General features: G+C 50.5%; 10 protein-coding genes. All 10 read right to left on the bottom strand.

What is annotated here, in order from left to right:
* Window positions 1–885 carry a carbohydrate ABC transporter permease gene (locus tag HH215_RS29410; protein WP_169283130.1) on the bottom strand — a complete coding sequence of 295 codons (885 nt, stop codon included), beginning with the start codon at window positions 883–885 and terminating at the stop codon, window positions 1–3.
* A 16-nt stretch (window positions 886–901) separates the two neighbouring features.
* Window positions 902–1,792 (bottom strand): ABC transporter permease, encoded by an 891-nt coding sequence (locus HH215_RS29405; RefSeq protein WP_169283129.1) that lies wholly within the window; start codon window positions 1,790–1,792, stop codon window positions 902–904.
* Between the two features lie 64 nt (window positions 1,793–1,856).
* Window positions 1,857–3,587 carry an extracellular solute-binding protein gene (locus HH215_RS29400; RefSeq protein WP_169283128.1) on the bottom strand — a complete coding sequence of 577 codons (1,731 nt, stop codon included), beginning with the start codon at window positions 3,585–3,587 and terminating at the stop codon, window positions 1,857–1,859.
* 164 nt (window positions 3,588–3,751) lie between these two features.
* Entirely contained in the window at window positions 3,752–5,113 is a 1,362-nt protein-coding gene (locus tag HH215_RS29395; protein WP_169283127.1) for a response regulator, read from the bottom strand.
* On the bottom strand, window positions 5,110–6,771 hold the full coding sequence (locus HH215_RS29390) for a sensor histidine kinase (RefSeq protein ID WP_310735514.1): 1,662 nt from the start codon (window positions 6,769–6,771) through the stop codon (window positions 5,110–5,112). Before HH215_RS29390 ends, HH215_RS29395 begins: the two co-directional genes overlap by 4 nt.
* Before the next feature lie 295 nt (window positions 6,772–7,066).
* Entirely contained in the window at window positions 7,067–7,627 is a 561-nt protein-coding gene (locus HH215_RS29385; protein WP_169283126.1) for a Uma2 family endonuclease, read from the bottom strand.
* Window positions 7,628–8,320: 693 nt separating this feature from the next.
* On the bottom strand, window positions 8,321–11,263 hold the full coding sequence (locus tag HH215_RS29380; RefSeq protein WP_254450264.1) for a family 78 glycoside hydrolase catalytic domain: 2,943 nt from the start codon (window positions 11,261–11,263) through the stop codon (window positions 8,321–8,323).
* Between the two features lie 28 nt (window positions 11,264–11,291).
* Window positions 11,292–13,775, bottom strand: coding sequence for a family 43 glycosylhydrolase (locus tag HH215_RS29375; protein ID WP_254450263.1), 2,484 nt, complete (start codon window positions 13,773–13,775; stop codon window positions 11,292–11,294).
* A 453-nt stretch (window positions 13,776–14,228) separates the two neighbouring features.
* On the bottom strand, window positions 14,229–15,059 hold the full coding sequence (locus HH215_RS29370) for a carbohydrate ABC transporter permease (RefSeq protein WP_169283125.1): 831 nt from the start codon (window positions 15,057–15,059) through the stop codon (window positions 14,229–14,231).
* Window positions 15,056–15,922, bottom strand: coding sequence for a carbohydrate ABC transporter permease (locus tag HH215_RS29365; RefSeq protein WP_169283124.1), 867 nt, complete (start codon window positions 15,920–15,922; stop codon window positions 15,056–15,058). Before HH215_RS29365 ends, HH215_RS29370 begins: the two co-directional genes overlap by 4 nt.
* Window positions 15,923–15,951: the final 29 nt, after the last annotated feature.

Below are 15,951 nucleotides of genomic sequence, written 5' to 3'. Positions count from 1 at the left end.
CTATCCTTTTACGGAACCCAATGTAATCCCTTTGACGAAATACTTCTGAAGAAACGGATAAACGATCAATAGAGGAAGCATGGAAATGAAAATCTTGGCCGCATTTAAAGTTTGATTCGATAAGCCGGACATGTTTTTGACCGTTTCTTCGTCCATTTTGGTCGGATCGATAATAACGGCGACCTGGCGGATGTAGGATTGCAACGGATATTTTTCGGATTTATTCATTAACACAAGCGCCTGGAAAAACTCGTTCCAATGGTAAACGATCGTAAACACCAGAATGGTAGCCATTACCGGCATGGCCAAAGGCAAACAGATGGAAAATAAAATCCGCCAAGGACCGGCGCCGTCCATGAGCGCGGATTCTTCCAGCTCTTTTGGCATATTGCGAAAATAGTTCATCACGAGGATAACGTTGAATACGGGCAGTCCGCCGCCGAGCACTAATCCCCAAATACTGTTGATCAAGCCGAGAGACTTCATGGTTAAATACCAGGGGACGAGTCCGCCATTGAATAACATAGCGAAAACAAGCGTCCACATAATCACGTTTCTAGGCTTGAATTCTTTAGACGTTTTCGAGAGCGGATAGGCCATTAACAGAACCACGATAAAGGATATTCCGGCTCCATACACGACTCGTTGTACGGAAATAAAGAACGACGTGAAAAACTGGTCATCGTGGATGATCTTATTATAGGAGCCAAACGTTAAACCTTTGGGCCACAAGAACACTTGTCCTGCCGACGCCGCAGCCTTATCGCTTAAGGAAATAGACAACGTATACCACACCGGCAACAGGCATAAGAGCATGATCGCCACGAGCAGAATGAGATTTATACCGTTAAACAGTCTAGTAAAGGCGGAACGTTCGGAAATCATAAATCTTCATCCTTATCTAAAAGATTCTGTAATTCGCAAACCGGTAAGCCAAGCTGTACGAAACCGTAATCAAGCACAGTCCGACAACCGATTTTAACAGTCCCACCGCCGTAGCCAGCCCATACTGCATATCGATGAGCCCAGCCCTGTACACCCAAGTATCGATGATGTCGCCGGTCGAATACACCATCGGACTATATAAGTTGAAGATTTGATCGAAGCCCGCGTTCAGAATATTGCCCAAGCTTAAAGTCGCAAGAAGCACGGTCACCGGCATAATGCTCGGAATAGTAATTCTCGTCAGCCGTTTCCATTGGGAAGCTCCGTCAATGGCCGCTGCCTCGTACATTTCGGGATTAATGGACGTTAGAGCCGCGAAGAAGATGATCGCGTTAAAGCCGAATTCCTTCCATATATCGCTACCGACCACTAGGAACGGGAACATTTGCGCATCCGCGAAAAACAAAATCCGTTCGAAGCCCATCCCCGACAACACTTGATTCACGGGACCGGAATAAGAAAAGATGTCCAACATCATCCCCGCTACGATGACCCATGACAAGAAATGGGGAAGGTATACGGCTGTCTGGACCGTTCTGGAAAACATTCTGTTTTTGACTTCGTTCAGCATGAGAGCGAACACGAGAGGGACGATCAGATTGCCTACCATCTTCGCGAACGCGATCGCGACCGTATTTCGGAAAATGATTTTGCTGTCGTTCAACTCGAACATGTACTGAAAGTTTTCCCATCCGATCCAAGGAGACTTCAAGATTCCTATTCCGGGATTAAAATCCTTAAACGCCGTCAGTATTCCGTACATGGGGAATAGGTTGAAGAAGAACAACCAGATCAGCCCGGGCAGAAGCATCAAGCAATAATGTTTGGCAAAGCTTTTGTTGAGCATTCTTCCATTTCCCCTTATTTAGAAGATCAAGACGAGTAGCAAGTACCCGCCTTGATCCGTTAGCTTATTTCAAAGCATTAACTTCTTCCGTGATTTTGTCTCCGCCTTGGTCCTTCCATTCCTTCACGAACGTATCGAAAGAATCCAATTCCGCGGTACCCATAATGATCTTGAAGAAGGTTTCGTCTTCCAGCTTTTTCAGGTTGGTCCATCTCGTTTCCATCGTTTTCGTCTGTGCGGTGGCAATGCTTCGTACCCAATTGATATCCGCATCGACGAACGTCGAGCCGCCGTTCAGATGCGCATAGATATGAGTGAAGAACCCGGCGTCCGTCGTTTGATCGAAATATTGGATATCGTAGTCGTCCATCGGTTCTTTTTTGACTTTCAAGGCGTGGGACGCCATTTCATGGGCCCATCCGTAATTGATAATGTCGACATCGTCCAGCTTGATCTCTCCGGCTAAATATTTGCGCAGGGAATTTACGGCGTACTCCAGTTGGTCGCCCGCGCCCAGAATGAGGAACAAAGGAGTCTCGTTGGAACCGATTTGCTTGCCTTCGGTCAATTTTTTGTAATCCTCGTCCTTGCCCCATTTGTGAAGCGTCGTCATCTTGATCACCGCTTCGGGATGTTTAGCCTTCTTGCTTACGACGACGAAGGAGCTTCCGGTCGCCTGGTTGGAATTGAATTTCCCCGCTGCGTCAAGCGGCGCGGCATAAGGTCTCCAGTTGGCCTTCGGATCGTTCTTGATATTATCCGGGATGTTGTTGTAGGCAGACCACCATGGTCCGAAGAAAATACCCGATTGTCCGCTCGCAACGACTTCGCCCGTGCTTTTCCGAACTCCGAGCTCTTTGTCCAGAATGCCTTTGGCGTACCAGTCTCTCATCATGGCAAGAGCCGTCTTCGTTTCAGGCAGGATTGATCCATAAGCGGCATTACCGTCTTGATCCTTCACCCAGATGCCGGGGTAAGCGTTATTCGAGAAGAACAACGGAGAGAAGTTATACCAATGGTCCGTGGAGTTCAAGAAGGTGGAATACAAAGTACCTCCCTGTTGAGTGCCTACGATTCCGATCGTTTTTTCTCCGCCCATTTTGTTATCGATAAAAGCTTTCGCGATGGTTTCCAGATCCTGCAACGACTTCGGCGGTTGCAGGCCTAACTGGTCCAGCCAATCTTTGCGGATCCAAGTCAACGCCGCGGACGGCAGCGTCGTTTCCGGAAGGGCGTACAATTTGCCGTCGAAAGTCACGCTGTCCAGCAACCCCGGATTCGTATCGTAAACCGCCTTCAATTCCGGACTTGCATACTTCTCGTACACTTCGTTCAGATCCGCCAATTGCCCCGCTTTGACCATTTGTCTGAGCTGCGTTTCATTGACGACCATCGCATCCGGCAAATCGTTGCTGGAAATGGCCAAGCTGACCTTCTGCTGATAGTCCGTACCGGCGGCCGCTTCCCACGAATGCTTCACGACGATGTTGAATTTGTCCTTCAACCAACGGGTATATATGTTGTCCTCCGACGTGTCGCTGCCCTCGAACTTATAGTTCGGATCTATCGACCGTCCTATGGAAATTTCGGTAGGTTCCGCGAATTTCGCGAAGGGATCGATGACTTCCTCCGGTGTTGCGCTATTTTCCGAGCTGCTTTGAGCAGAACTTTCGTTGCTTGGGCTGCTACTGCTGCTTTGCGCGTTATTTCCGCTATTTCCGTTCTTCCCCGCGCATGCGGTCAAGCTAACCGCAACGAGTATCGCTGCCAGAATCAACAAAGCCGACCTTTTCATTGTGCTCCCCCTCATAAGTGCGTATCTTCGTTACCCTTTCAATATAACAGCGGCATGATCTTTGCGAGTTAGAGAGCCCTCTTGAATGAAGGTAGACGATTCATCGTAAAATAAAATAGGCATACGAAAATCGTCTATCCTATTTTCGTATGCCTATCTACCTCTTATTTTTGTCCCGCGGTATTCCTGTATTCGCTAGGCAGAAGTCCCACATGCTCGCGAAATAATCGGCTGAAGTACTTCTCGTCGTTATAACCGATCTGCTCCGCGATCCATTGAATGGTCTTCGTCGTACTCTTCAGATACTCCTTCGCTCTCTCCATTCGGATGTCCCTGACATAATCCGTGTAGGTTTGGCCCACGTACTGCTTGAAGCATTGGCTGAAATAGCTGCCGCTCATATTGACCATAAGGGCGATATCCGCGGCGGAGATCGGTTCGCTTATTCGTTGCTTGGCCAAATTCATCGCTTTCACGATGCTATATTGAATCTCCTCGGAGAACAACGGCTTCGTATTCGCTTGCCTGATCCCGTCCCTTACTTTCGTCAACCATTCTTCGAACCGATACCAGCTTGGGAAGAAATCCTCGATTAAGATTGGTTCGGGTAAAATCGGCTCATACAGCCTGTTCCACTCGTCGGATAAGGAATAGAAAATCCGGGCCATCCGAATCGGCGGCAATCGTAAAGCTTGCAACTCCCGGAGCAGCCGATCGAAGACGGAAATCTCATAAATCCAATCCGCCGATCCCCATTGTTCTTTGATCCGATCAATCGCTAAGCTGCTTTCCGTATTGTCCTGCTGCGAGATATCTTCCGCATTCCTCTCTAGGCAAGGCTGTGAAGGATGATAATCGTAGAACAGATCGATTTTCCGATAGGCTTTAATCATCTGCATAACGCTCTTGCGATCCATTTCCTTGAGCCCGCGAAATCGAACCAACGCGTAATTCGGGTTTAACGGGAAGTCAGCCGGCCCGCTATCCGCCCAATACCAAATCCCCGTTTCCGCTTCCATGGCTTGGTCGGGTAACCCTTGCTCCGCGCGGGAGGCTTCATTGTTCGGATGAAGCGAATAACATACGAACAATCCGTCGGTTGTCTCCCAATTATCATGAGCGACTCCCGCGCCTTTTAAGCCATCCTTTTGCTCCATCAGCGCGATGATTCTGCCCAATACTTCCTCGAACTGTTCTCTTTCGAGCTGAATCTTGGCGATATAATCGATCGCTCCCAATCTTAAAGCTTCCTGTACGTACTCGAAATCCTGATGCAACGTCAATACGACGATTTGAACGTCGGGATATTTGCCCCTTACGATTCTCATGAGCTCGATGCCGGACATGACCGGCATCGCCAAATCCGTCATCAAGAGATCCACTTTGTTCGATTCCATGAACTTCAGCGCATTGTCTCCGTTATTCGCTTCCCCTACGACCTCCATGCCGAATGCGTTCCAGGGCATGGAGGATACGAGTCCTTTGCGGACCAACTTGTCATCGTCTACGACGAGCACGCGGATCATGGCGTTCGTTCACCGCCTAAACTCGGCAAGCGCAAGGAAACGACCGTTCCTTTGCCGATCTCGCTTCTGATTTGCAATTTTGCCGCATCTCCGTAATTCGCTTGCAGTATCCTTTTTACATAGATCATGCCGATACCCATCCCTACCTTATGACTTTCCTTCGTATCCTCGTGCAGCAGCCTGTCTATCGTTGCTTGCGACATTCCCGCTCCGTTGTCCTGGATCGTAATCTGCAATCCGTCCTCCTGGAACTCCACGCCGACGTAGATATACCCTTCATCGCTTACCCCGTGATAGAGCGCGTTTTCCACCAAGGGCTGCAGTAGAAACCGCGGGCTCCGGAGCGCAAGGCTTTTCTCGTCCACGTCAATGTCCACGTCGAACCGGAAATCGTACCGGATCTGCTGTAATTGCAAATATTCCTTCAAAGCTTCGATCTCGTCGCCGATGGTCGAGGCTTCTCCCATTTTCCCGAGATTGTAATAGAGCAACCTGTTCAGGCTGAGTACCAGCTTGTCTATCTCCTCTTGCCCGTTCATAAGCGCCAGCCAATGGACCGTATCCAACGTATTCATGAGGAAATGGGGATTGATTTGATACAGCAGCTTCTCAACCTCCAGATCGGCTCTCCGCTTCTCCTTCTGCTCGATCTCTTCATATAGAGCCCAGATTTTACCCTTCATGCTGCGGGTCTGATAGAGCAAATAATCAAACTCCGGAATATGGGTCAGCTCCGTATGCTCCTTGGCGTTCGAGTGGATCAGCGACTTGATTTCCTTATGAAAATGATCCAGAGGGCGGTAGACCATTTTCCATAACACCCAAGCGAAGAACATGGCGACAACGAGGAAAATGAGGAAAATGCCCATGATCTGCATTAACCACTGGTTCCGCTCCCGATTCAATTCTTGCTCCGGGACGACGGAGACGAGACTCCAGCCTTGGTTGCTCACTTCCTTATTCCAGAAATACCGTCCTGAATATCCCGACCTTACATTCTCATCCAGCTCGGGGAACATTCGATTTTCGGAAAAGACTTGAGGTACTTCGCTGAAAGCGATCCGTCCCGAGTTATCCAACAGTAACAACCGGCGCGTACCTTCTTTCCGATTCTGGGGGGCGAACAACGACTGGAGCGCATTCCGGCCGGTCTCTATGTATAAATAGACGTCCTGGTCCAATAAATTCACTTTGCGCATGATGCTGAACACGAACTGATTAATCGAACCGTTATAGCTTTTGTGGGGGCCGTAATAGGTGATTTCCGGATATTCCCCCATGACTGGCAGCTTGTCCGGCGAGAAGGTTCCCCGCACGCTGAAATTCTCGAAATTGTAGGAGCGATTATCGGCATCGTAATACATCAGCAATCCTACGTTCGGGTTGGAAAAAGAAATGTTGTTCAGCTCGCTTCGAATTTCATTCATCAGACGCAGCCGCTCATAGGGCTCCTTTTCCCCGTCCAACTGTTCGAATAGCTTGTTCATTCCCCCGCCGTAGGCCAACTGTTGCGACACATGGTTCAGGTTGTTGAGCGTGTTCTCCAGTGTCATCAAGTCCTGCTTCACATTGCTCTGAAGCGCGTTTTCCACCTTATTGCCGATGATGGAATCAATGGTGAAGAAGGAGATGAACCCAAGACAAATAAAAGGAGTCAAGCTGCTGATCAGAAAGATAAGGATGATTCTATTCTTAAAGGTGACGTTCTTCAGTGGCTTCAGAACCGCGTTCGTGATGCTCGCATCCCTTCGTTTTCCGGATTGACTGGATCATAAGGATATAGTGTCTCTACACTACTATAACGGGAAAAGGCGGAATGGGAAGATGAGATTTCTATTGAATGAGGTGGATTTTTTTTAGCGGAGGATGGAAACGAAAACCCAACCGCCCGGCTCTTGGCCGGGGGTTGGGCTTTTATTTCGTTGCATATGGCAGTACGCTATCAATTTGCGTTTAATCATCCTTCTCGAAAACGGCAGATAGCTCGATAGAGAGGCAAGGAACGGAAGAAGAAACAAGCCTGTCCTCCTCCGTCCAGGTCGCAAGGAGCCGATATTCGCCTTCGACGAGCGCGAATTGATCCACGAGCCGGTAGACGGGCTCGATTAGCCAATATTCCTGGACTCCGAACCTTTCGTACGTTGCCTTCTTGATCGTTTTGTCATTGCGCGCCGTACTGTCCGACAGAATTTCCACGACCAGGTCGGGTACTCCGTATACGTATCCGTCTCGAATAATTTCCTTGTTCTCCGTGCGGATATACAGAATGTCCGGCTGTAAAATATTTTCCTCATCGAAATGGACGTCCATCGGAGCCATCAGGATGATTCCGTCTTGCGCACAAGTTGAATGAAATGCCACATGGAGCCTCCCAAGCACGTTCTGGTGAACGTATTTCGGAGAGGAAAGGAAATCGTATCTCACTCCTCCGATAATTTCATATCTCTCTTCTATGAAATAGGTTCCGTGCGTCTTCTTAATTTTAGGCGCTTTCCCGTCCTTACTGTCGTTCATGCTCCGTGCCTCCCCTTCGAAAACAAACACCCCACAAAGCAACACGAATCGTGTCCTGCTTTGCGGGGTGCCCCCCCCGGTATTTCCCTTATTATGGACGAATAAGGGTGAATATGTCAAGGGTGGAGCGGTTGGTTCACAGGGCAAACCCGTTAACTAAACGGTTTAAGGATGAGTTATCCTCGAAGGTTGGGAAAGAGCCAAATAGCGGTGCTCAGCACCCTTATTTCTCTAGAAACCTGCTCGCGGAGCCAAATAGCGGTGCTCAGCACCCTTATTTCTCCAGAATCCCGCTCGTGGAGCCAAATAACGGTGCTCAGCACCCTTATTTCTCTAGAAACCCGCTCACGGAGCCAAATAGCGGTGCTCAGCACCCTTATTTCTCTAGAAACCCGCTCGCGGAGCCAAATAGCGGTGCTCAGCACCCTTATTTCTCTAGAATCCCGCTCACGGATCCAAATAGCGGTGCTCAGCACCCTTATTTCTCCAGAATCCCGCTCGCAAGCCAAATAGCGGTGGATTTGTTTCGGTTTCATAAGCGATAACCCTTGATCGGTTCAAATAAGTTACTTCCTTCAAACAGTCGCATACTTCTTGAGGTACTTGAAGTCTTCATCCGTCTAGATCAAGTCCAATGTAGTCGACGGCTTGTTCTCGCAAGGGAACTCCCTCGCCGGTTTCCGGGTCGATATTTCAGCCACTTTCCGGGAGCTGCTTCACCCGTCTAATGTTGACGGTACAAGCCGCCGGAACACGAATATCGAGCTCCGTATGTTCGGGAGCCGTCACGACGAGCGAGGAGATTTCCCCCTTCTCGGCCTCCCAAGCGACATCGATACACCCGCTTAACGGCAGGGGCACGGTTCCCTTGGCCCAACGTAAATCTCCGTTCGACGGTTCGATAACGACCTTAGCCCACCCCGGAGCGGCTGGCCGCACGCCTAACACGTATGCGCCGAGAAAATAGCCTGGCGCGGCAGACCAGGCGTGGCAATGGCTGCGGGTCAAATCATTCTCGTTCGCGCGATTCATCGTCGTGTGCCCGTACATCTCCCAGCATGTCGTCGCATCGTTATCGAGCATAAACCCGTAGTTATCGCGGATGTCGTCGAGCATCCATTGCACGTTGCCGTTTTTCATCAGCGTTTCGTAATAGAAGAAGGACATGAACGGGCTTCCGATCGGAACGAACCCTTCCGGCGTAGCCGTCAAGTAAGCATTCAGCGTCGCATATCGCTCCCCCTCAGCAACGTCTGCCAGCAGCGCCATCACTTGCGTCTGCATGCTGAATACGGACGAGCGACGCCCTCCCGGATGAATGCAATCGAGATAGGCTTTGCGTTCGTCGCTCCAGAGATGCCGATTGATCGCCGATTTCATTCTGACGGCGAACTCCGCGCATTCCTTGCCCCGTTCGGGCGTTCCCGCGAATTCGGCAATGGCGACCGCCTCTTCCAGCGCCTTCTTCAACATGACGTTCTGGTGCGTTACGATTCCGTCGTCCGGTTGATCGATCGGCGCCCAGTCGAGCAGGTTCCATCCCTTCATATCCAGCAGGTCGTCGGAATTAAGCAGCGTCAAATACTGACGCAACGTCGATAAGATCGGAGGGAGCATTTCCGCCGCGAATGATCGGTTTCCCGTATGCTCGGCGTACTCCCGGCAAGCGACGATCCAGAAGAACGTCCAGTTCGGAATGACGCTCGTCCATGCGCTAGGCACCTGGTCTCCGTATAACGGCGTCTGAAATTCGGAACCCGGAACAAGCCGAAGGCATCGTTCCACGATGTCCGTCCCGCCGAACGTATAGTAATTGACGAGCGCTTCGTTGCGACTGTCACCCACCCAGAATGTCTGCTCGTAAGCGGGACAATCGACGAAAGTGTCTTCCATGCAAAGCTTCGTCGTATGCTTGGATAGGTCCCAAACCCGGCCCAGCCTATCGTCCGAGCACTGGAAAACACCGATTTCGGGAGCCGGATAGTTGCTTTGAACGAGCCGAACATCGCGGACGAGCACCGGTTTGTTGGCGCCACGGACCGTTACGATCAAATATCGCAACCCTCTGCGGACAGGCGACGCATAACGTTGAATCCCTTCGCGCGTCACGTAACGCAGCGTATTGTCCAACCCGAACGTATGCTGAACGTACGTATCCTTCCGATATTCGATGCCGTACCAATCGACCGTAACTCCCGCCTCGGCCTCCAGTTCGAATTCCAAGAACCCGCTCCACTCCTTGCCGAAGTCGAGCATAAATTCGGTGTCTCCATCGTCGAACAAGGGCACAACGCCAGGGTCCGTGGAAGCGACGGCGATACGTTGAAGATTGGCGGGAACGGAATACGCTTCGGATTCGCGTTTGGCGAACTGCGGCATGAACGAATCTTCCCCGTTAGCTAAGCCATGCGGAACAGACTCTAACGGATATCCCGATTCCCGCAGGTCGTCGATGCTCGATAGAGAGCTTATTCGATCGGCGAATCGGATCTTCTCGGTTTCCCAAGAAGAAAATAATTCATATTGGTCGACGTAATCAATGCATGTGTACGTAAAGGAGGGTCCGATGCGGACGAACGGAGACATCGGCTCGCCATAGCCAACCTCCGCCTCGAGAGGAGAGATCCACTCGATTTCTTGATCCGCGTCTACTCCCACCCGGTTACTATGACCGTGTTCGGGACCGTACACCGTGTATAGCAATAAATGATCGCCCGCGGGCAATTGGGCGCGAATATGAGCAAGCGGCGGCTCCCCTTCCAATTGCTCTTCGGTGTAAAGCCTCTCTCCTAACCGAACGATACCGAGACCGCCGACGTGGAGCACGACCTTGACTTCCGCTTCTTCTCGCAACCGAAGCACCGTAGCGAAAGCGCCGCAGAATCGGATCTGATTGGCATTCTCTTCGCCGGGAGTCTTCATTAAATGGTATGCGTCGATAAAAGCCGTCAACCGATAAGGGACAACTCTGTTTAATGAGATGACGCGCGTGGGCAGAACGGGCTCCTCCGTCAAATACGGAATGTCCCTCGGATGGAGCCTCACCCATGGCTCCATCCCTACCGGTCCAATGACCGTCGCCTGCTGCCAATCGGCATCCGAATAATCGGTAGACGTCCAATCTTCCGCAAGTTGTCTGCCGTCGATACGTTCCGCGAACGCAGTCTGACAGGACATGCGCGAGATTGCCGGATCTTGCCCGGCATGAACGAACGTCTTCCAGTCGGCCCCCGTCTTGGCAAGCGTGATCTCTTGGTCTCCCGAGATCGCGTCTAATTGGGCGAGCAATCCGCCCCGTCCCCTCAAATAGGCGAAGTTAGAGACGCCGAAGTGCATCGCTTGCACCGCGATCGTGTTGACTTCGCCGCGCCGCAGAAGATATCCGATTTCATGGCCGTCGTAGAAGATATCCGTAGAATAATACCGAACGGGTCCCCTCCCGACTCTCGTTCCATTAACGTAAAGCTCGTAACGGGAGTCCGCGGTAATCCATAATACGGCTTTTGCCGAAATTTCCAGATCGCGCGGACAGACGAACGAACTTCTGAACCAACGCCATTCGTTGCGCGGGCTTTGTTCGGAACCTCCCCAAATCCAATTGCCTTTCCATGGCGTGCTCTTTGCGATTATCGACATGATGATGTTCCTCCTAATGCCGGGAGTTCTAATGGGTCACGCTGAAGTTATCGAAGTGAGTATGGGCGTAATGCGACCTGATGCCTACCTTTCCGGTGATGAAAGGATTGCCGTTGTCGGTATAATCGATTTTGGGATTCGTCATATCCCCGACGTACACTTTGATGTTGTTTCCACTGACAACGACTTTCATATGATACCAAGCGTTGAGATTAAACGTTCCGGGAGCGGTGGCCAACGTCGTCCAGCCGTAATTCTGTTTGCCGAGCGTAACTTGAGTAGGCGAAATGCCGGCGAAATAGCCTTGGTAGAAATCCGTTCCGAGGCCGGGGTCGTTGCCGGCACCGCCTTGGGCCGGATTTTGTACCCGAACCATGATCCCGCTGTTCAAAGCATCGATCCCTTTAATATCGGTCTCGACGGTGTAATCGGACCATCCCGTGCTTCCAAACGTCCGTTTGCCGATATTATTGATGCTTGCTTCTCCGCTTTCGATTGCCCAGTTCCCGCCGCTCCAGTTCCAATCGCCGCTGAAGGCGGTAGCGAAGTTGTCCGTTTTACTGAAAGAAGAGTTATCCGCCGCATTGAATTGCAAAGTATAGAAATCGTATTCGCCCGTCACGGTTTCGACTTTCAGGGTATGGTTTCCGGACGGCAAATTTAATCCTTTGATCGTATGGGTTCTCCAGTTATCCCAACCGCCCGTATTCGGAAGGGTAACCACGCCTGTTATATCGGTTGAATCTATCCATACCCTCACTTGAGTTCCGGTATAGGTCGTTGCATATCTTAGCCCTAAATCGTACGTACCGTTTGCTTTAACGCTTACATTGTACTTATACCATTCCCCGGTACTATTCCAGCCGACATTATGTCCGCCCTCGGGATTGTCCCTGATATCGACGTTGTCGTTTCTAATATATTTGCCGCCCGCGTTGCCGCCCGATATATCGTGGTAACCTACGCCTTCGCCGCCCGAATTGTAATGAACCGCCTGGATCGTACCCGGGATAGGCTTGTACAAATCGAATATGCCGCTTCCGTTCACTTTGTTGCTGACGGCTATATAACCGAAATTACCTTCGGCATCGCAGGTCAAATACCCCACCTTGCCGGCTCCCAATCGGTTGCTTATTTTCGTTTCCAACAGCATCTTATCCACGAAATACTTGTAAGTCGTTCCGGACTTTTCGATGCGAATCGTATGCAACTTGGTAATGTCGAAGCCCGCCGGCAGTGGCGTATTCACTTGCGTGTCCCATGAACCGTTGACTAGCAATGTGGTCTCGAGCCGATTAGCATTACCGTTTAATATGGCAACGCCGTAGTTGCTCGCATCTACGTATCCGTATACGACCCCGATTTTGGGCTCTATCGTTCCCTTCGAAACTTCCTTAAGATTATACTCCGCGGTATAATCGCTTGCCGTCGTGAACGTATTTTCATAGTTGATATAGAATGCCGTACTGCCCTTGGCGCTCTGGTACATGAAATTGTTCGCGATCCCCCATGTTCCTCCATTCAGATTGGAGTACCCCGACCCTACCGTCGTTCTTTGGAATCTATCCTCGAAGTTCGGCAAGGAAGGATTCGGCATCGACCAATTCGTAGGCCCGTACATGGCCATCTTGTCGCCGTTCCATCCGATTGCGTCAAGATTAAGTTTACGTATCGGCAATCCCCCCGGAGAGACGCTCGTTAAATTGTGATAGACGGCATAATAGGTATCCAGATCGGGTCCGATAAAAATACTGTTGTGCCCTAATCCCACGTTGGATCCTTCGCTGTTCAGAAGAATCGGATTATTGTTGCTCGGGGTGAAAGATTGGCGAGGTCCCGTCGTATTCGAGAACGCATTTACCCGATATCCGGGACTGAGGACATGATTTCCGGTAGCGGTGAGATGGTAAGTCCCGTTTCTCTTAATGACCGTCGCGCCTTCCGTCCACTGTCCGCCCATTTGCGTGCCTCCAAGAACCGCATCGGTTCCGATCGACGTGGGACTGCTCATCGGAGCCGCGTGAATACCGTCGCCGCCCGCGCTGTAGAAAGTCCAACTGCCATTATCGTCGATGAACACGTGACCGTCGATGCTGTGACCCAAATTGCCGGTAACAACGGTAAACGGCCCCGTCGGGCTACTGCTGGTAAGAACGTAATGGCCTTGACCCCTCGGAGAAGTATACATATAGAAGGTACCGTTCCAGTAAACCACTTCAGGAGCATAACCATCGTTCGTGATCGCCTCGGTAGAGCATAATCCCGCATAAGTCCAATTGACGGCATCGGTCGAACTCCAGCATTTAAAGCCGGTGTCGCCTTGTCCCGTACTGCTATATAGATAGAACGTGCCATTGTATTTCAATACGAAAGGGTCTCCTATGCCATCGTTAGCAAATTCATTGGGGAGCGTCATATAGTTGGTATAAGCAAAAGCCCCCGAATAGGGAAATAGTAGAGCAAATAGCAAACACGCCAAGGTGACCGTCTTTTTTATTTTTCCCGACATCATTTCATTCCTCCTATTTTCTCGAGATCGTTCCTTACAACAATCAAAGCCTTTAACAACAACCCTTGTTATCTGTCACCTATCTATGCTTATTTGAAATACTTACTCGATTCTCGCACCACATTTAATTGTAAAAAGTCCATTTAGTTTCGTCCAAATTCCTCGTTTCCACCTTCTAAATGTAAAACGTACACTTAGATTGATTGATTTCATCAGCGATCGAAATATTCACCTGATCTAGTTGTAGGTTTTACACTTAGGTGTAGAGGATTGCCAGGATTGCCAGGTTTACTCTAAGTTGCTGAGCAGCTTAATTCAAAATCAGTTGCAATCTTTATGACTGATTTTGCATTCATTTATAGAGAACCTTTAATGCCGTCTATCTAGATAACAAAAATAAACCCGCGATCCCCCCAAAAAAGACCAATCCATCCTTGGGGGCGCGGGAACGGATCCTTACCCTTTTACGGCTCCCGCCGTTATCCCGGCCACGATCTTCTTGTTGAAGAAAATGAACAGCACGAGCGGAGGAAGGGTGATGAGCAGAATGTTCGTGTAAAGCAAGTTGAATTGCGAGACGAATTGACTCATGTAGTTGTAGAGCGTGAGCTGCACCGTCGCGTTCTTGGAGCCCGGGAAGAAGTAGAGCGGGTTGGTGAAATCGTTGAAAATCGCTACCGAAGAGGTCACGATGATCGTCGCGTTCACCGGCTTCAGCAACGGGAAAATAATCCGGAAAAACAACCGGGGCCCACCGCAGCCATCGACGACGGCCGCTTCGTCGATCTCCCGGGGAATCGCTCCCATGAAGCCGCGATACAGCAATACGCCGAATGGGAACGCTAAGGCAACCTCTACCAATATGAGTCCTAGCATCGTTTTGAATAGATGCAGCTTGTCCAGCACCCAGATCGTAGGGACGATAGCAGGGGGGATGATCAGCCCCGCAAGCACGAAAAAGCTAATCCAAGGCGTCGCCCTGTCTGAGCGTCTTTGCATGACGAAACCCGCCATCGCGCACACGATCAGCAGTAATGCGATAGACAAGAGAGTCAGTGTCGTACTGTTGACGAAGGCGCGTACCAGCATGTAGTCTCGCGACTGGATGACTTCCTTGACGTTGCTCCACAGATGGTTCGAAGTCGGCCACGCCATGCTGCGCAAGGATGCGCCTCTCGCATCTTTCATGGCATTCACGAATACGAAATAGAGCGGAACCCAGAAAATAACGATCGAAGCCAGAACCGCTCCGAATTCCAGGCTGAACCGGCGAAGATTGCGAATCATAGGTTCACCTCTCTTCGGTTCAGGTAGTGCGACAGCGGGAAGGCGAGCACGGACACGAATAGGAACAGGATGACGTTGCCCGCCGTGGCCAAACCATAGAATCCGGCTTGATACTGTTTATAGATGATGGAGGCAATGACGTCCGTCGCAAAGCCGGGTCCCCCTCGGGTCATCGGCCATAAAATGTCGAAGCTGCGCAAGCCGCCGATGAACGCCAGAATGATGACCGAATTCGTTGCCGATCGGCTAAGCGGAAGGATGATGTTCCAGAACTTGTGCCACGAATTGCCCCCGTCGATCTGCAAGGCCTCGTAATATTCCTCGGGAATGGACATGATGCCCGCGATGTAGATGACCGTGGCGAAACCTATGCCTTTCCAGATATCCACGAACGCGACCGATAGCAGCGCTATCCGCGTATCGCCCAACCAATCCGGACCGGATATTCCGAAGAAAGCCAGCGTCGTGTTGATCAAGCCTTCCGTCGGATGCATAAGCGTGCTGAAAGCGATACCGACGGCGATCGTGCTTACCAAGGTGGGGAAGAACACGACGGATCTGAGATAGTTTTTAGTCCTTATTTTCGAAGTGAGGAAGACGCCCAGAAGCAGCCCGAATACGACCTTAAAGGCGCAGGTAACGGCCGCGTAGACGAACGTGTTCTGGAAACCGATATTGAGCGACGACTCTTGGAAGAACGTCTTGAAGTTGTCGAATCCGATATAAGACCAATCCTGTAGCGTCCAACGGGTCATGCTGAAGAAGAAGGACATGAACGTCGGCAATATAAAAATGATCAGGTAGATGATCGCCGCAGGCAGCAGGAAGTAGTAAGTATAGGTTCTTTTCCAAACCTTGGTCATAGCGATCCCCCTTGCAAGCATTGTTTACA

The sequence above is a fragment of the Cohnella herbarum genome (genome assembly GCF_012849095.1).
Classification (GTDB): Bacteria; Bacillota; Bacilli; order Paenibacillales; family Paenibacillaceae; genus Cohnella; species Cohnella herbarum.
Note: the sequence above shows the minus strand (reverse complement) of the source record. Positions and strands in the feature narration are given on the sequence as shown.